Here is a 17,484-nt window from a genome sequence, read left to right on the forward strand (position 1 = left end):
TCTCGCCCGCCGGCTGACGGACGAAAACACCCCAACCTGGCGAGACCCTCAAATCGCATAACACCACAAAATACGTTAATCAGACGTCCTCTAAGAACCACCCCCGGTCGGTCAACTGCTCGTCGTCGAAGGTGATCCCGACTCTGAGCACGACCGGAACACTCGCACCGGCGGGCAGGGCGGAACGGACCGCGGCTTGCAGCCCTTGGCGGGCCTCGAAGCGCCGCTCGACTTCGACGGTGTACGGCATCCCGCGATCATCTCCACAGTTCGTTCACATTTCGACCCCAAGCCCTCCGCGACCGATCAATAAGCTGCTGCCTGCACGACGCGGGCCGGTGAGTCACGGGGGCGCACCGACCGGCGTCGCGCGGCAATGCGGCAGGCTGGGCATGTCAGCACGGCGGCCGACCCGAGGCGCGGTGACCATCCACGAGGCACGGCGGCCAACCACAAGGCACGGCGGCCAACCACAGGGGCGGCGGCCAACGGCAAGGGACGGCGGCCAACCGCAAGGACGGCGAGGGGCAGCGGCCCACCGCAACGGCCGCAAGGACCGCGAAGGGGCGACGATGGAGACGACGGCGGAGCGGCGAGTTCTCGTCGTGGAGGACGACCGGGCCATCGCCGACGCCGTGGCCGCCCGGCTGCGAGCCGAGGGCTTCCTGGTCCAGGTCGTCGGGGACGGGCCGAGTGCGGTCGAGTCGGCCCGGCAGGACCCGCCCGACGCGATCGTGCTGGACGTCATGCTGCCCGGCTTCGACGGCCTCGAGGTGTGCCGCCGCATCCAGGCGGAACGGCCGACCCCGGTGCTGATGCTGACGGCCCGCGGTGAGGAGACGGATCTGCTGGTCGGGCTCGCGGTCGGCGCCGACGACTACATGGCCAAGCCGTTCTCGATGCGGGAGCTGGCGGCCCGCGTCCATGCCCTGCTGCGCCGGGTGAACAAGGTGGCGGTGGCGCCGAAGGCCGGTCCGCCGACGCTCCGCCTCGGGGACTTGGAGATCAATCAGGCCGAGCGGCGGGTGCTGCGGGCCGGGGCGGAGAAGCATCTCACGCCGACCGAGTTCGACCTGCTGGTTCACCTGGCCCGGGCGCCGCGCACGGTGCTGCCCCGGGAGCGGCTGCTGGCCGAGGTGTGGGGCTGGGCGGACGCGTCGGGCACCCGTACGGTCGACAGTCACATCAAGGGGCTGCGGCGCAAGCTGGGGGCGGACCTCATCCGTACCGTCCATGGGGTGGGTTATGCCCTGGAAGTTGATCGATGAACGTCCACGAGGTGGCCGCGAAGTTGTTCCGGTGGCTGCCGCGTCCCCTGGACCCGGTGCGGTCGATCAAGGCGAAGCTGTCGCTGGCGCTCGGGTTCGCGGGCGGGATCGGTCTGCTGGTCTTCCTGTGGAGCATCGACTTCTACCGCGTCGACGTGCTGTGGATCGGGATCGCAGCCGCGCTGGGCCTGGTCACACTGCAGGTGATGGCGCATGGCGCGACGATTCCGTTGCGCGAGATGACGGTCGCGGCCCGGCAGATGGCCCGCGGCGACTACACCCATCGGATCGAGACCCGTTCCCAGGACGAGGTCGGTGAGCTGGCCGAGGCCTTCAATCAGATGGCCGCGGATCTGGCTGCCGCGGACCGGCGGCGGCGCGAGCTGATCGCGAACGTGTCGCACGAACTCCGTACGCCGATCACCGCTCTTCGCGGCCTGCTGGAGAACATCGTCGACGGGGTGGCCGACACCGATCCGGAGACGATGCGCACCGCTCTGATCCAGACCGAGCGGCTCAGCCGGCTTGTCGCTGACCTGCTGGATCTGTCGCGCCTGGACGCCGGGGTGGTGCCGATGCGGCGTGAGCTGATCGACGTCCCGGAGTTCCTGGACGAGGTGGCCCGGGAGGCGAAGGTCAACGCCGACGGCATCGGCCAGGACGTACGGTTCGACATCGCCGCCCCCGCCCTGGTGCTTCCCGGCGACCGCGAGCGCCTGCACCAGGTCTTCGCGAACCTGCTGGACAACGCGACCCGGCACAGCCCGCCGGGCGGCCTGGTCACGTTGCGGGCCGAGCGCCGCGACGAGCATGTGCTGCTCGTCGTCACCGATCAGGGCGACGGCATTCCGGTGGCGGACCGGGAGCGGGTCTTCGAGCGGTTCACCCGTGGTGAGCGGCCGACCGGCGGCGGCACCGGCCTGGGCCTGGCCATCGCGCGCTGGGTGGTGCAGCTCCACAACGGAACGATCGCCGTGGTCGAGCCGTCCGAGCGACGCGGCTGTCACATCCACGTACGTCTACCGCTGTGAAGTCAGTCAGCTCTTGACATTCGGGCCGTGACGGCGAGACTGCCGGACATGGCCGACAATCCGCCGCCTCCGCGTACCCGGGTGGTGCTGGGCGAAGCCACCGCCCACCGCCGTCCGGCCGATCCGGCCCGCACCGACCTCGCCGACCAGACCCCGATCAGTGAAGCTCTGGTGAAAGGCCTGGTCCGGGCCCAGTTGGCGCTCGCGTTGCGGCTGTCGCTGGTGGTGCTGGCCGGGCTGGGGGCGCTGCCGCTGCTGTTCGCGGTCGCTCCGGCGGTCGGCGGGTTCAAGGTCTTCGGGATGCACCTGCCGTGGCTGCTGCTCGGCGTGCTGTCGTTCCCGTTCCTGGTGCTGGTCGGAGTGGCCTACGTGCATTGGGCCGAACGCAACGAGCAGGATTTCGCCGCCGTGATCCGTCGTCCCGAGCGATGAACCCGTACCTGGTCCCGGGCCTGGTCGTGGTCGTCCTGGTGACGATCGCGATCGGGGTCTACGGTCTGCGGTTCGCCCGCACCACCTCGGATTTCCTGGTCGCCTCCCGCAGTGTCAGCCCGTCGTGGAACGCGGCCGCGATCAGCGGCGAGTACCTGTCGGCGGCGTCGTTCCTGGGTGTGGCCGGTCTGGTGCTGCGTTACGGCGCCGAGGTGCTCTGGTACCCGGTCGGGTTCGCCGCCGGTTACCTGGCGCTGCTGCTCTTCGTGGCTGCCCCGCTGCGCCGGTCGGGGGCGTTCACGCTGCCCGACTTCTGCGAGGTGCGACTGCGGTCGACCCGGTTGCGCCGGCTCGCCACCGCGTTCGTGCTGTTCATCGGCGCGCTCTACCTGCTGCCGCAGTTGCAGGGGGCGGGGCTGACGTTCGCCACGGTCACGGGTGGGTCGTACGCCTGGGGTGCTCTTCTGGTCGGCATCGTGGTGACCGCGAATGTGGCGTTCGGCGGGATGCGCGCGATCACTTTCGTGCAGGCGTTCCAGTACTGGCTGAAACTGACCGCGCTGGCCGTGCCGATCCTGTTCCTGATCTTCCAGTGGCAGTCCGACGGCCGTCCCGCGGTGACGCCACCGGCCGGTGCGGTGTTCCACGCGGCGACCAGCGTGGTGTTCGAGAAGGACGCGGTGCTGGACGGGGTCGGCCCGGTGCACGCCGGCGAGACGGTGCACTTCGCGGCCGGTGACCCGGTGCCGAAGGTGAGCACGGTCGACGCGACGTTCGGCGCGGACTGGCTGCAACCGGGTGGCGAGTCGGGCCTGTTCGGCACGTACTCCCTGATCCTGGCCACGTTTCTGGGAACGATGGGGCTGCCGCACGTGCTGGTGCGGTTCTACACGAACCCGGACGGCGCGTCGGCTCGGCGCACCACCCTCGTCGTGCTGGCCATGGTCGGCCTGTTCTATCTCCTTCCCACGTTGTACGGCGTTCTCGGGCGCATCTACACCCCTCAGCTGCTGATGACCGGCCGGACCGACGCCGTCGTGCTGCTGCTCCCGGAGGCCGCCCTGGGTGGCGGGCATCTCGGGCGGCTGCTCGGCGCCCTGGTCACCGCGGGTGCGCTGGCCGCGTTCCTGTCCACCTCGTCGGGCCTGCTGACCAGCATCGCCGGGGTGATCTTCACCGATGTGCTGCCGCCCGGACGGTCCGGCTCGGTGCGCGACTTCCGGGTGGCCACGGTGCTGGCGGCGGGCGTACCGACGACGATGGCGGTCTTCGTGTCCGACATGGACGTGTCCCGGGTGGTGGGGCTGGCTTTCGCGGTGGCCGCGTCGAGCTTCTGCCCCCTGCTCGTGCTGGGGATCTGGTGGCGCAAGCTGACCGACGCCGGTGCCATCGCGGGCATCCTGGTCGGCGGCGGATCCGCGGTGGTGGCCGTCTTCGTCACCGTGCTCGGCGCGGATCTGCCGAGCAACCTGGCCGAGTTCGTCGCGCAGCCGGCGGCTTGGACCGTGCCGCTCGCGTTCTTCGTCATGGTGGTGGTATCGCTGCTGACCAGCCGTCGTGTGCCGGCCGACGTCGGTGCGACGATGCTGCGCCTGCACGCACCCGAGTCGCTGAGGTCCTGACGCATTTAAGGATCTTTAAGGTACGGCCGTCAACCGCACCTGATCGGCGATCCGTAAACACGGGCATGAGGAGATCACGCAGCAGTGCATACAAGCGGCCCGGCAGCGGACTCAGCGGACGCAACCGCAAGATCGCGATCGGGGTGGCGATCGCCGCCCTCGCCGGTGGCGGGATCGCCGTCGGCACCGGGATGAGCAACGCGTCCACCACCTGTGACGGGCTCGACAACTCGCTGCGCGAGACCCTCTCCTTCATGGCCGACCAGCGGGCGCACCCCAACGCGCAGACCGACGCGGTGCTGGCGAACCGGCAGGCCGTGGTCGACCTGATCAACCTGCAGCGTCAGCAGGCGGGCTGCACCACGAACATCGCCGCGCCGCCGGCCGCGACCAAGCCGGCGACGACCGCTCCGGCCAAGGCCGCGACCACCGCCCCGACCAAGGCCGCGACCACGCCACCAGCGGCCGGTAACAATGGGGCCGCGAACGGGACCGGCGCCGGCGAGGTGGTGTGCAAGGGCTCGACCGTGACCCTCTCCGGCGAGGCGGGCGCGCCGTTCGCGTCCAGCGGCACGTTCCCGATCGGGACGAAGCTCAAGGTCACGAATCTGGACAACAACAAGAGCATCACCGTGACCGTGCAGACCACCTCGGGCAGCTGCGTGCTTCTCAACAACTCCGCGTTCGAGCAGGTCCGTGAGGCCGGCAAGTTCCTCGTCCGGCGCGCGGTGATCGAAAAGGTCGGCTGAACCGCGCTGACGTGATCGGGCCCGGGTCTTTCGCGTTTCCCCCGTTCTGCCGCGGAACACCCGGGCCCGTTCGTGCGCCGCGAAAAGCTCCGCCTATTTCCGTGACGCAGCAAGTAATCAGCAGATTTCGGGCGACCGCGCCAGATCTTGCGCCAATCACCGCCGGGTCAGCAACTCGGCGAAGCGCGGCTGTGAGAATGGCTACACCCGCATCAGAAATGTCAATTACCTCGGCCTATTGGCGACAATTCCTCCATTGTGGAAAGCGGCGTTTATCGGCCGAACCGGCAGGTCAGCGTGCCCGGGCAGCCATAACGCCGGCCGGCGCAGGTGAACGGTCTGGTCCCGGCCCCTGTGCCCGACTAGGTTGCAGAGCATGACGGTGCCGGCACCACGAACGGACGAGCCGGCCGCAGCGATGGCGTTGCGCGGGTTGGTCAAGCACTTCGACACGAAACTCGCCGTGGCCGGCGTCAGCCTGGACGTTCCGGCCGGCTCGTTCTTCGGCCTGCTCGGCCCCAACGGCGCCGGCAAGACCACCACCCTCTCCATGGCCGTCGGCCTGCTGCGGCCCGATGCCGGTCAGGCCTTCCTATTGGGGTACGACGTCTGGCAGTCCCCGATCGAGGCGAAATCGCTGGTCGGCGTCCTCCCCGACGCGATGCGCATGTTCGAGCGCCTGAGCGGCCCCGAGTTGCTGGCGTACCAGGGCCTGCTCCGGGGCATGCCGCCCGCCGTCGTCGACCAGCGCGCCCGTGACCTGCTCGACGTCCTCGAGCTCGGCGTCGGCAACCGCACCCTGGTGATCGACTACTCAGCCGGCATGAAGAAGAAGATCGGTCTGGCCTGTGCCCTGCTGCACGCGCCCCGGCTGCTGGTGCTGGACGAGCCGTTCGAGGCCGTCGACCCGGTGTCGGCCGCGCTGATCCGGGACATCCTGCAGCGGTACGTGGCCGGCGGCGGCACGGTGATCTTCTCCAGTCACGTGCTGGAGGTCGTCGAGCGGCTCTGCTCACACGTCGCGATCATGTCCGACGGCGTGCTGCGGTTGCAGGGCCCGATGGACACGGTCCGCGCCGGCCGCTCGTTGCAGGACGTTTTCGTGCAGGTGGTCGGCGGCCGGGTGGCGACCGGGTCGGAGCTGGCGTGGCTGTGAGCGTGTGGCCGTTCGTCCGGCTCAAGCTCCGCCTCACCGCGAACGGCCTGCGCGGCCGCCCGGGCCGGGTGGCGCTCTTCGTCGCCGGTGCGTTCGCCGCGACGATTCTCGCCGTCCTCGGGTACGCCGGGTTCGCGCTGCCCGGGCTGCTGGACGCACCGCACGCCGCCGAGATCCTGCTGCCGTTCGGCGGTGCGCTGCTGGTGCTCGGCTGGCTCTTCCTGCCGCTGCTCTTCTTCGGGGTCGACGAGACCCTGGATCCGGCCCGGTTCGCGCTGCTGCCGCTGCGCCGCCGCACGCTGATGGCCGGGCTCGCCACGTCCGCGCTGGTCGGGCTGCCGGCGCTGGCCACACTCGCGGCCACGGCCGGGACGGTGGACACCGCGGCCCGGCTCGGCGGGCCGCTCGCCGCGCCGGCGCAGGCCGTCGGCGTGCTCGGCGGCCTGCTGCTCTGTGTGCTGCTGAGCCGGGCGGTGACCAGCGCGTTCGCCACCGCGCTGCGGTCTCGGCGGGCGCGCGACCTGGCGACGATCATGCTGGCCGTGGTGGCCGCGTCGGTCGGGCCACTGCAGTTGCTGCTGCTGGGGCTGCTGGACCGGGCCGACTGGGACAGCGTCGCCGGGATCGCCGAGGTCGTCGGGTGGACCCCGCTCGGTGCGCCGTACTCGATGGGGCTGGACGTGGCGGCGGGGCGGGGCTGGGCCGTACCGCTGAAGCTGTTGATCGGTCTTGCCGCCGTCGGCGGCCTGCTGCTGTGGTGGAGCCGGACGCTGGAACGAGCGATGACCGGTTTGTCCACATCGGGCGGGCGCCGGATGGCCGCACGCGTCGATCGCACCCCGGTCGACCAGCTGATGTTCCGCTGGTGGCCGCGCACCCGGTTCGGCGCGCTGGTCGCCCGCGAGACGCGGTACTGGTGGCGGGAGAACCGTCGTCGCGCCGGCGTGGTCGCGATGCTGATGGCCGGGCTGTTCCTGCCGCTGGCCTCGACGTTCGGGCCGGGCTCGGGGGTGGCCGGCCCGCTGGCGTTCATCGTCGGCGCGATCGCTCCGGTCGCGCTGGCCAACCAGTTCGGGTACGACGGCAGCGCCTACGCCACCAACGTCGCGATCGGGATCCCCGGCCGACTGGAGATCCACTCGCGGGTGACGGCTCACGCGCTGATCACGCTTCCGCTGCTGGTGGTCGTGGCGACGGTGGCCGGGCTGCTCTCCGGCGAGCCGGCCGCGATCCCGGCGCAGCTCGGCACGCTGCTCGCGGTCTACGGCACCGGGCTGGCGGTGCTGCTGCCGATCTCGGTCCGTGGCGCCTACGCCCTGCCCGAGTCGACCGGGCCGTTCGCGGTCTCCTCCGGCGCCGGCCTGGCCAAGGGGCTGCCGAGCATCGCCGGCATGCTGGGCGGCATGATCGGGGCGCTGCCGGTCGTGCTCGCCGGTTCGATGCTCGGCCCGGCCTGGACCTGGGCGGGGTTGCCGATCGGCCTCGGTTACGGCGTCGCGGCGTACCTGATCGGCGCCGGAATTGCCGGGGACATGCTGGATCGCCGCATGCCGGAAGTGCTCGCCGCGGTCACCGCCCGCTAGCTTTTTTGCGGCTTCAGCCCCGCGATTCGCACAGCAGAACCTGGTCACCGCATTCTTCGAAGACCATCCCGGCGTACGAAAATCAGCCGCCGTTCCGTTGCCTCCCCGGACGGTCCCAACACATATCCGTCGATCCACAGCCAACCCGCATAGGTAGGCCTCGAATCGACACGAATCACGCGGAACGTCAACGCGCGATTGCCCGCGAACTGAACGCTCGCGGCGGCCCCGACGTGAAACACCTCACCTGCACGTGGCAGGTCGTCCGCCATTTCGCCGCACCCCTGTACGACATTACACAGAATGTGTAATGCACGGACATCCCCCGCATTGTCCACTTTCGAGGGACAATGCGGGTTCTATCGGGGCTACGGGCGATTGACCGTGCGGGGCCCGCCGTTGCGCGGCGCGGGAATCCGGCTCGCCCGGATCGGCCGCAACCCCTCCTGCCGGACGAAGATGCGCCGCCTCTGCAACGCGTTCCCGGCCGGCCCGACCACGTATCCGTCCAGCCAGATCCAGCCGTCGTAAGTCACCCGCGGGTCGACCCGGATGATCCGGAAGGTCAGCGCCCGGTCGCCGGAGAACTGCACACTCGCGTCGGCCCCGACGTGAACGACGTCGCCCGGCCGCAACACCACCTGGGGCATGCGCCGTCCCCTTCCCGCCGAAGGTCCCCAGAAGAAAATAGCCGTTGATCAATTAAAAGTGATAGGCGCGTGCACGATCTGTAATCGGGAGAATGTTCGTATGACGATCCACTCCACCGATCCGTTCGCCGTTCCCGATGGGGAGAAGTCGCCGGTGCGCCGGCTGCGCGGACGGCTGGCGTCCCCGGTGACGCTCTGGACCACACCGGGGCCGTCCGGCCTGACCGTCTCGTCCACCCTGGTCGCCGACGGGGATCCGGGGCGGGTGCTCGGGCTGATCGACGAGGAGAGCGACTTCTGGGACGCGGTGTCGCAGGCCGGCCGGTTCGCGATGACCCCGCTGACACCGGCCGACCGGCAACTCGCCGACCGGTTCGCCGGGCTGATGCCGTCACCGGGTGGACTGTTCGCCACCGGGGAGTGGCGGGAGACGCCGTACGGGCCGGTGCCCGCGCACGCCGGCGCGTGGGTCGGCTGCACCCTCGACACCAGCCGGCCGTGCGGCTGGGCGCTGCTGGTCGAGGGCGTCATCGCATCGGTTCAGTTGGATACCGCGACGGCGCCGCTCGTCCACTTCCGTGGCCGGTACGCCGAACTCGACCGCTGAGCGCAGTCAGACCGCCACTCAGCGCAGACGCCGACCGGTGGCGCGGGGCGGGCGGCTTTCCTTCGTACGGTCCCGGAAAAGTCCGCCCGCAAACGAAGGTGGTGACACCGTGCCGGCCACCCCCGAGAAGTATCTCGAGGTGCAGAACTCCGACGAATTCAGTTGGCTGCGCCATACCCTTCGCAGGTTCATCTTCCCGACGACCATCGCGTTCATCCTCTGGTACGCGCTGTACGTCCTGCTCACCGCGTACGCGCGGGACTTCATGGCGATCAAGCTGGTCGGCAACATCAACGTCGGCCTGCTCCTCGGTCTGCTGCAGTTCGTCTCGACGTTCGTGATCGCCTGGTACTACTCGCGGTTCGCCGCGCAGAAGGTCGACCCGCTCGCGGACGACATCTACAACAGCATCGACGGCGACACCCGCTCCACCACCACGGCCAGTGAAGAGGGGAGCGTGCGCTGATGTTCCTCGCGGCCGAAGCCTCGTCCAGCACCTCACGCACGCTGACCATCACGCTGTTCCTGATCTTCGTGGCGATCACCCTGGGCATCACGATCTGGGCGAGCCGGCAGACCAAGACGGCGACCGACTTCTACGCCGGTGGGCGCCAGTTCTCCGGCTTCCAGAACGGCATGGCGATCGGCGGCGACTACATGTCGGCGGCGTCGTTCCTCGGCATCGCCGGCCTGATCGCGCTCTACGGCTACGACGGTTTCCTCTACTCGATCGGCTTCCTGGTCGCCTGGCTGGTGGCGCTGCTGCTGGTCGCGGAGTTCCTGCGCAACTCGGGCCGGTACACGATGGCCGACGTGCTGGCGTTCCGGATGCGTCAGCGCCCGGTGCGTACGGCCGCCTCGGTCTCCACCGTCGTGGTGTCGATCTTCTACCTGATCGCGCAGATGGTCGGCGCCGGCGCGCTCGTCTCGCTGCTGCTCGGGATCACCGCGGACCAGAAGTTCCTGGGCATGGACGCGGCCACCGCCAAGGTGTTCACGATCATCCTGGTCGGCGCGCTGATGATCGTCTACGTGGTCGTCGGCGGCATGAAGGGCACCACGTACGTCCAGATCGTCAAGGCGTTCATGCTGATGACCGGCGCCCTGGTGATGACGATCATGGTGCTCGCCCACTACAAGTTCAACCTGTCGACGCTGCTCGGTGACGCGGCCGCGCAGTCCGGCAAGGGAGCCGCGTTCCTGGAACCCGGGCTGCGTTACGGCGTGGAGACGGCCGGCGACGCGACGAAGACGTTCTACAGCAAGATGGACCTGCTCTCGCTCGGCCTCGCGCTGGTGCTGGGCACGGCCGGTCTGCCGCACATCCTGACCCGGTTCTACACGGTGCCGACGGCTCGCATCGCCCGCAAGAGCGTGCTCTGGGCGATCGGCATCATCGGCGTCTTCTACCTGTTCACCCTGGCCCTGGGCTTCGGCGCGGCGGCTCTGGTGGGCGGCAAGGCGATCACCGCGCAGGACAAGGCCGGCAACACGGCCGCGCCGCAGCTGGCGCAGAAGCTGGGCATCGACTACCTGGGTGGGGAGACCGGCGGCGCGGTGCTGCTGGCGATCATCGCGGCGGTCGCGTTCGCCACGATCCTCGCGGTGGTGGCCGGCCTGACCCTGGCGTCGTCGTCGAGCATCGCGCACGACTTCTACGCCAGCGTGATCAAGAAGGGTCAGGCGTCCGAGCGCAACGAGGTCAACGTCGCCCGGATCTCCGCCCTGGGGATCGGCGCGATCGCGATCGCCCTGTCGATCTTCGCGCAGAGCCTGAACGTGGCGTTCCTGGTCGCGCTCGCCTTCGCGGTGGCCGCCTCGGCGAACCTGCCGGCGATCCTCTACAGCCTGTTCTGGAAGCGGTTCAACACCTCGGGCGCGCTCTGGTCGATCTACGGCGGCCTGCTCTCCGCGGTGATCCTGGTCTTCTTCTCGCCGGTGGTGTCCGGCTCGGCCACCGCGATGTTCCCGCACGACGACTGGCACTGGTTCCCGCTGTCCAACCCCGGCATCATCTCGATCCCGCTGGGCTTCTTCTTCGGCTGGCTGGGCACCGTGCTCACCAAGGAGACCGACGCCGAGAAGTACGCCGAGCTCGAGGTCCGGTCCCTGACCGGTCACGGCGCCCACTGATCCTTCCCCGCACAAACCCGGGCCGGTGTCGTCGCCGCGCCGGTCCGGGCCCAAAACCCGGCTTCTCCCACCTTCGTGCCGCACCACTCGCCGCACACCGGATCAGGGGTCATTCCGACCTAATGTGGTCTCATGTCTGCGACCACCTCTCCCAGCGGCAACTCCTCCGGACGGGCCTCCGTCCCGCCGTCCGGGCCGGCTTCCGGCCGGTCTGCGGGACCAGGCGACCGGGGACACACCTACGGCAAGGGTCCGGGCAACGGCCCGCGGGTCCGCCCGCGCTGGGGCCGCATCGCCCTCGTCGCCGGTGGCGTGGTGCTGATCCTGGCCATCGCCGGTGGCATCTTCGCGTTCAACTACGTGAGCGGGATCGACAAGGATCTCAAGCGCACCAACGCGTTCTCCGGGCTCAGCGCGGACCGGCCGGCCAAGGCGGTCGACGGCGCCGTCAACATCCTGCTGGTCGGCAGCGACTCGCGCGACCCGGACACCAAGGACGACGACGCCACCGGGTGGCGCGCGGACACGCTGATGGTCATGCACGTGCCGGCCGACCACAAGAGCGCGCAGCTCATCTCGATCCCGCGGGACCTGTGGGTGGTCGTGCCGCGCAGCAACGACGCGGCCTGCACCGACGGCTCCCGCGCCAAGATCAACGCGTCCTTCTCCTTCGGCGGCCTGCCCCGCGCGGTGCACACCGTCGAGTGCCTGACCGACGTGAAGATCGACAACGTGATGGCGATCGACTTCGGCGGTTTCAAGGAGGTCACCGACGCGCTCGGCGGTGTCGACCTGAAGGTGGACCAGACGATCACGTCGATCCACCCGCCGCACCGGGTGTTCAAGAAGGGCATGATGCACATGAACGGGGCTCAGGCCCTGGACTGGGTGCGTCAGCGCTATCAGTTCGCCCGCGGTGACTTCGCCCGCATGCAGCACCAGCAGGAGTTCCTCAAGGCGCTGATGGACAAGGCGGCCAGCAGCGGCACGCTGACCAGCCCGGGCAAGCTCGACGACTTCCTCAACGCGGTCGCCAAGGCGGTCACCGTCGACCAGGAGTTCTCGCTCAAGGACATGGTGTTGCAGTTCCGGAACCTGCGCGGGGAGAACCTGACGTTCCTGACCACGCCGAACAAGGGCAGCGAGACGATCGGCGGCCAGTCCGTGGTGGTCTCCGACCGGGAGAAGGCGCTGGCCCTGTTCAAGGCGGTCAAGGCCGACACGATGTCGCAGTGGCTGGCCGCGAACCCGGTCAAGAAGTCCTGACCGAGGCCGGGGTCGTACGCTGGGAGCCGTGTTCGGACCTCAGGTACCCAGCGTTACCCCCGATCAGGTCGGCCCCGGCGCCTACCTTCTCGACGTCCGCGAGCCGGACGAGTGGACCGGCGGCCACGCCCCCGGCGCCCACCACCTCCCGATGATGGAGGTCCCGGCCCGGATGGCCGAGGTGCCCACCGACGGCGAGGTCGTGGTGATCTGCCGCGCCGGCGGGCGCTCCGGCCAGGTGGTGAACTATCTGATGAACAACGGCTGGGACAACGTGCGCAACCTCGACGGCGGGATGAAGTCGTGGGCCGCCGCCGGCAAGGAGATGGTCAGCGAGGACGGGCAACCGGCGCGGGTGCTGTGACCGGCTACCGGCCACTCGTCTTCGCACACCGTGGGGGTGCTGACGCGCTGCCCGAGCACACCCTCGGGGCGTACCTTCGCGCCCTCGAAGAAGGTGTGGACGGCTTGGAGTGCGATGTGCGGCTCACCCGGGACGGGCACCTCGTCTGTGTCCACGACCGGAACCTGAGCCGCACCAGCAACGGCCGGGGCCTGGTCAGCCGGCGCACCCTCGCGCAGCTCGACGAGTTCAACTACGGCTCCTGGCACCCCGGTTACCCGGGGGACGAGGAGCCCTCCGACCTGAGCCGCCTGCTCACCCTGGAGCGGCTGCTGGAGGCGGTGCGCGGCTGCGGTCGCCGGGTGCGTCTGCTGATCGAGACCAAACACCCTTCGGTGTACGGGGCCGAGGTGGAGCGGCGGCTCGTCAAGATGCTCCGGCGGTTCGGGCTGGCCGAGCCGAAGCCGGACGATCCCGTACAGGTGACGGTGATGTCCTTCGCGGCGCTCGCCCTGCGACGCATCCGCGCCCAGGCGCCCGGCGTGCCGACCGTCTACCTGATGGAGCTGTTGCCGCCGATGGCCGGGAAGGCCCGCCTGCCGTTCGGGGCGCGGATCGCCGGCCCGAGCGTCGAGCTGATCCGCAACCGGCCGGGGCTGGTGCAGGCGATACGCGCGGCCGGCCACCGGACGTACGTGTGGACCGTCAACGAGCCGGAGGACGTGGAGATGGTGCTCCGCCATCAGGTGGACGGCGTGATCAGCGACCGGCCGAAGTTCGTCCTGGACCGCCTTGCGCATCTGTGACCGTGGTCACAGCTGCCGAACACTGAGGGGCGAGGCAGACTCGCAGACATGCCGGAAAGTCCCGACTACCCAGCGCTGACCCGGGGTCAGATCGCGGTCCTCGACCGCGTCAACGCCGGCGAGTCCGGCCTGCCCGTGCTGCAGCAACTGGTCCTGCTCGCGCAGGAGGTGCTCGGGGCGCGCGGGGCCGGCTTCGCGGAATATTCGGACGGCCACGGCCGGATCATCGCCGCCACCGGGGTGTGCGAGCCGGCCATCGGCCGCCGCGTCGAACGCCCCCTCCAAGTGCCCGGCCGCACCCTGCTGGTGTCGCTCAACTCGGTGAACGACGAGTTCGCCCGCCAGATCGAGGGCGGCGACCTGCGGCACATGCTGGGCGCGCGATGCGAGGCCGGTGGCACGTTCGCCGGGTCGTTGCACGTCTACTTCGGCGCCGACGCAGGCGAGCCCGGGGCGGAACACCACACCGTGCTGGAACTGCTCGCCGCGCAGATCGGCCGGCTCTACGGGATGGGCACGGGCCTGCCGGTGCACCCGGTGACCGCCCCCGCGCACGCCGACCGCGACCTCTGGGTGGCGGTCACCAGCCATGAGCTTCGTACCCCGGTCACCGTGATCAAGGGGTACGCGGACACGCTCACCAACCACTGGGAGACGCTCGGCGAACCCGGTCGCCGCGAGGCCGTGCGGGTCATCGGGAACCGCGCCGGCGAGCTGGCCCGGCTCGTCGACCGGCTGCTCTCGGCGGCCAGCGACGGGGTGCTCGGCTCCGCCCCGGCCGGGCCGTTCGACCTGGTCGAGGCGTTGCGGGCGGCGACCGAGGAACTGCCGGCCGACCTGCGACGGCGGTTGAAGCTCGCCCACATGCCGGGGGACCTGCCGAAGGCGTACGGGAATCGGGATTCGATCGTCATGATTCTCACCGAGCTGATGACGAACGCGGAGAAGTACTCACCGGCGGACACCGTCGTCGAGCTCTGCGCCGGCACCGACGACGACACGCTGCGCTTCCGCGTGTCCGACCGGGGCGCCGGCATCGCGCCCGAGCACGTCGAGCGCGCGTTCGAACGCTACTGGCAGGCCGACGGCGGCGACCGGCACCACCACCCGGGCGCCGGCCTCGGCCTCTACCTGGTGCGACGCATGGTCGAGCGCCAGCACGGCTGGGTCTCGCTGCGTCCCCGCGAGGGCGGCGGCACGGTCGCCGAGGTCCGGCTCCGCCGCGCCTAGGTGGCCCACGTCACGGGTTTCCGATGGGCACCGCCTACGCTGGTCCCTCGTGAGCAAGCGTCGTAAGTCCCAGTCCGAGCCCAAGACCAAGGTGCGCGACATCTTCGTCGCCCGCCCGTTCGAGGGTCTCACCGACGAGCCCGAGTGGGTCGCGCTGCGTGAGCTGGTCCCGGCCGCCTCGGCCAAGCTGACCCTCAAGCCGGAGATCATCGAGGAGTTCGGCGACCGCCCCGTCACCCTCTCCACGGTGCTCCCGATGGCCTGGCCGGCGATGTCGCGCCGCGACGGGCAGGTCTTCATCGGCCTGCAGCGGCATGTCCAGTCCGGTGACGTCTCCCGCGACCTGGCCGTCGCCATCCTCGCCGGCCTGCGGACCACGCCCGGCGACCCGGTCTCGGTGCCGGCGCTGCCCGGTGAGGGCCCGCGCCTGCAGGACGTGCTGGTCGACGGCCCGCTCGAGATCACCATGCAGGACGGCTTCGAGTACTGGCTGGACACCGACCAGCTGCAGGACGCCAGCGTGAAGGCGTCACTGGAGCGGGCGAACGCCTCGATCTACCCGACCGTGCGCCTGGCCGCCGCGAAGGCCGCCTACTGGTGCCGGATCGCGCCGGACAAGGGGCACGTCCGCTGGGTGCTCAGCGAGGGCGAGGACCAGGCGCTGGACGCTCTGGCCCGGCTCTCCGCCGCCGGTGAGCTGGTGCTGCGCGACGACACCAAGTTCGCCGGCATGTTCCGCGCGCACGGCTTGCTGGTGCCGGTCTGGGACATTCCGGGTGAGCCGGAGGCCGCGGACTGGGAGGCGCCGCTGGCCGACTTCGCCAAGCGCTACCAGGACACGCTGGCGATCACCGAGCCGCTCGACGCCGCCGGCCGCCGCGCCAAGCAGGGCCTCATCGGACGCCAGCTGACGCTCCGCTGAAGATCAACTTCAAGATCTTCATTGCCTGTCTCCGCTGTGGTCCAGATCGTCGCTCCCGCGGGGGCCCTTCCGGGCTGAGCAGGGCGCAGGGCGCCCAGAACGCTCAGCCCTCCAGGGCGGCCTCCGTGGGTGGGCACGGTCCGGGCAGCAAACCCGCCGACACACTCGAGCCGGCCGGTCAGTGCCGCGAGAGTCACGCCGATCCTGACCTCCCTGTCCGGTTCAGCGGGGCAGGGGGTCGCGCTGCACGGGGCAGCTCATGCAGCGTGGGCCGCCACGGCCGCTGCCGAGCTCCGAGCCGCGGATGGCGATCACCTCGATGCCGGCGTGCTCCAACTGGGCGTTCGTCTCGACGTTGCGCTCGTAGGCCACGCAGAGCCGGGGGGCGAGGGCGAGCGTGTTGTTGCCGTCGTCCCACTGCTCACGTTCGGCTGTGACCGGGTCCAGGCCGGTGTCGATGACGCGCAGCCGCTCGATGCCCATCGCCTCGGCCGCGGCTTCCAGGAACGGGCGCGGAGGCCGTACCCGCAAATGATCTTGATCGTCGCCGGCGCTGATCGTCCAGGCCTGCAAGGTGTCGGCGACGTTGGGGTACATGACGACCGCATCGACGTCGACCATCGTGCAGACCGTGTCCAGGTGCATCGTGGCGCGCTCCTGCGCGATCGGCACGGCCAGGACGGTGTGCGCGAGCCCGGCCGCCAGCACCCGGCGGGCCAGCCGCTCGGCGCCGGCCGGAGTGGTCCGCTCGCCGACGCCGATCGCCAGCACGGACGGCGCCAGCACGAGCACGTCACCGCCCTCGACGTGCTCGAGCGCCGGGTCGTAGAGCAGGTCGGCGCCGGCGAAACGCGGATGGAAGCGGTACACCGCGTGGGTGAGCGTGGTCTCCCGGCGCCGTGCCGGCATCGCGAGGCTGGTCACGGCCACGCGGTCACGGACCCAGACCGACGAGTCCCGGGTGAAGAGCAGGTTCGGCAGCGGGTCGATGAGGAAATCGTTCGGCAGGAGCATCTCGTAGACCAGGCTGCCCCCGGCCGGCTTCACCTCCTCGTGGGACAGGCCGGCGACGAGCACCTCGGCCAGCCGCTCCGGAGGCTGATCGGCGAGATAGTCCGCGATCCCGGCGCGCAGGCCGTCGCCCAGCCGTCGATCGGCGAGGACACCGGCGGTCAGCTCGGCCCGCGCCTGCGGCACGGCGAGGGTCTCGGCGAGCAACTGAGAGAGATAGAGCACTTCGACGCCACGGGAGCGGAGTGCCTCGGCGAACTGATCATGCTCTTCCTGAGCGCGGCCGACCCAGGGGATGCCGTCGAAGAGCAGTGAGCCACTGTTCCGCGGCGTGAGCCTGGCCAGCTCTTTTCCCGGTCGATGGAGCAGGACGGTGCGCAGGCGGCTGACTTCGGAGTCGACGTACACCAGGCCGACGTTAGTCCGTACCGAACGCTATCGCCCGGTCACGTTCTGATCTAGATCCTGAGACAAGCATGCACCGATCGGGCGACGGGGATAACTTGGCACCGTGCGACGAAACCCCGGACCGCAAGTGCGGAGTAGCACCATCCGCAAGAAGACGTTGTCCGTGAATGCGGTATTCATCCACACTTCTTTCTCTTTCTTTCCACTCCGCCACCCTTCTCCGTGAGGGTCTGAGCACGTACGGTGATTGGAAAGAGAGCCAGCCCG

The 17,484-nt window shown here is 69.9% G+C and carries 18 protein-coding genes; 15 read left to right on the forward strand and 3 right to left on the reverse strand.

What is annotated here, in order from left to right:
* Nucleotides 1-79 precede the first annotated feature (79 nt).
* Nucleotides 80-250 (reverse strand): hypothetical protein, encoded by a 171-nt coding sequence (locus ACH442_RS23770; protein WP_396340285.1) that lies wholly within the window; start codon nucleotides 248-250, stop codon nucleotides 80-82.
* 322 nt (nucleotides 251-572) lie between these two features.
* Here ACH442_RS23770 and ACH442_RS23775 point away from each other — a divergent pair, with 322 nt between their 5' ends.
* From ACH442_RS23775 to ACH442_RS23805, 7 genes are all read left to right on the forward strand, one after another.
* Entirely contained in the window at nucleotides 573-1,268 is a 696-nt protein-coding gene (locus ACH442_RS23775) for a response regulator transcription factor (protein WP_396340286.1), read from the forward strand.
* Nucleotides 1,265-2,299, forward strand: coding sequence for an ATP-binding protein (locus ACH442_RS23780; RefSeq protein WP_396340287.1), 1,035 nt, complete (start codon nucleotides 1,265-1,267; stop codon nucleotides 2,297-2,299). The genes ACH442_RS23775 and ACH442_RS23780 overlap by 4 nt, the downstream gene beginning before the upstream one ends.
* 48 nt (nucleotides 2,300-2,347) lie before the next feature.
* Nucleotides 2,348-2,731 (forward strand): hypothetical protein, encoded by a 384-nt coding sequence (locus ACH442_RS23785; protein ID WP_396340519.1) that lies wholly within the window; start codon nucleotides 2,348-2,350, stop codon nucleotides 2,729-2,731.
* Nucleotides 2,728-4,353 (forward strand): cation acetate symporter, encoded by a 1,626-nt coding sequence (locus tag ACH442_RS23790; protein WP_396340288.1) that lies wholly within the window; start codon nucleotides 2,728-2,730, stop codon nucleotides 4,351-4,353. The genes ACH442_RS23785 and ACH442_RS23790 overlap by 4 nt, the downstream gene beginning before the upstream one ends.
* A 65-nt stretch (nucleotides 4,354-4,418) precedes the next feature.
* A complete protein-coding gene (locus ACH442_RS23795) occupies nucleotides 4,419-5,102 on the forward strand; it encodes a hypothetical protein (RefSeq protein WP_396340289.1) in 684 nt (227 codons plus the stop codon).
* Nucleotides 5,103-5,478: 376 nt separating this feature from the next.
* On the forward strand, nucleotides 5,479-6,258 hold the full coding sequence (locus ACH442_RS23800; RefSeq protein WP_396340290.1) for an ABC transporter ATP-binding protein: 780 nt from the start codon (nucleotides 5,479-5,481) through the stop codon (nucleotides 6,256-6,258).
* Complete coding sequence (locus ACH442_RS23805; RefSeq protein ID WP_396340291.1) at nucleotides 6,249-7,841, forward strand: ABC transporter permease; 1,593 nt, start codon at nucleotides 6,249-6,251, stop codon at nucleotides 7,839-7,841. Before ACH442_RS23800 ends, ACH442_RS23805 begins: the two co-directional genes overlap by 10 nt.
* A gap of 368 nt (nucleotides 7,842-8,209) precedes the next feature.
* On the opposite strand, the gene ACH442_RS23810 is transcribed toward ACH442_RS23805, so the two are convergent.
* Nucleotides 8,210-8,491 carry a hypothetical protein gene (locus ACH442_RS23810; RefSeq protein WP_396340292.1) on the reverse strand — a complete coding sequence of 94 codons (282 nt, stop codon included), beginning with the start codon at nucleotides 8,489-8,491 and terminating at the stop codon, nucleotides 8,210-8,212.
* Nucleotides 8,492-8,591: 100 nt separating this feature from the next.
* On the opposite strand from ACH442_RS23810, the gene ACH442_RS23815 reads away from it, so the two are divergent.
* From ACH442_RS23815 to ACH442_RS23850, 8 genes are all read left to right on the forward strand, one after another.
* Nucleotides 8,592-9,098 (forward strand): flavin reductase family protein, encoded by a 507-nt coding sequence (locus ACH442_RS23815; RefSeq protein WP_396340293.1) that lies wholly within the window; start codon nucleotides 8,592-8,594, stop codon nucleotides 9,096-9,098.
* A gap of 109 nt (nucleotides 9,099-9,207) precedes the next feature.
* Nucleotides 9,208-9,564: a DUF485 domain-containing protein gene (locus ACH442_RS23820; protein ID WP_396340294.1), complete on the forward strand. Its 357-nt coding sequence runs from the start codon at nucleotides 9,208-9,210 to the stop codon at nucleotides 9,562-9,564.
* Nucleotides 9,564-11,231 carry a cation acetate symporter gene (locus tag ACH442_RS23825; RefSeq protein ID WP_396340296.1) on the forward strand — a complete coding sequence of 556 codons (1,668 nt, stop codon included), beginning with the start codon at nucleotides 9,564-9,566 and terminating at the stop codon, nucleotides 11,229-11,231. Before ACH442_RS23820 ends, ACH442_RS23825 begins: the two co-directional genes overlap by 1 nt.
* Nucleotides 11,232-11,363: 132 nt before the next feature.
* Nucleotides 11,364-12,497 (forward strand): LCP family protein, encoded by a 1,134-nt coding sequence (locus tag ACH442_RS23830; RefSeq protein ID WP_396340297.1) that lies wholly within the window; start codon nucleotides 11,364-11,366, stop codon nucleotides 12,495-12,497.
* A 28-nt stretch (nucleotides 12,498-12,525) separates the two neighbouring features.
* A complete protein-coding gene (locus tag ACH442_RS23835) occupies nucleotides 12,526-12,861 on the forward strand; it encodes a rhodanese-like domain-containing protein (RefSeq protein ID WP_396340298.1) in 336 nt (111 codons plus the stop codon).
* Complete coding sequence (locus ACH442_RS23840; RefSeq protein ID WP_396340299.1) at nucleotides 12,858-13,646, forward strand: glycerophosphodiester phosphodiesterase; 789 nt, start codon at nucleotides 12,858-12,860, stop codon at nucleotides 13,644-13,646. The genes ACH442_RS23835 and ACH442_RS23840 overlap by 4 nt, the downstream gene beginning before the upstream one ends.
* Before the next feature lie 48 nt (nucleotides 13,647-13,694).
* A complete protein-coding gene (locus ACH442_RS23845) occupies nucleotides 13,695-14,876 on the forward strand; it encodes a sensor histidine kinase (protein WP_396340300.1) in 1,182 nt (393 codons plus the stop codon).
* Between the two features lie 49 nt (nucleotides 14,877-14,925).
* Nucleotides 14,926-15,798, forward strand: coding sequence for a DUF5926 family protein (locus ACH442_RS23850; protein WP_396340301.1), 873 nt, complete (start codon nucleotides 14,926-14,928; stop codon nucleotides 15,796-15,798).
* Nucleotides 15,799-16,020: 222 nt separating this feature from the next.
* Here ACH442_RS23850 and ACH442_RS23855 read toward each other — a convergent pair whose 3' ends face one another.
* Nucleotides 16,021-17,217: an arginine deiminase gene (locus ACH442_RS23855; RefSeq protein ID WP_396340302.1), complete on the reverse strand. Its 1,197-nt coding sequence runs from the start codon at nucleotides 17,215-17,217 to the stop codon at nucleotides 16,021-16,023.
* Between the last annotated feature and the right edge of the window lie 267 nt (nucleotides 17,218-17,484).

This window comes from Actinoplanes sp. NPDC020271 (assembly GCF_044388125.1).
Classification (GTDB): domain Bacteria; phylum Actinomycetota; class Actinomycetes; order Mycobacteriales; family Micromonosporaceae; genus Actinoplanes.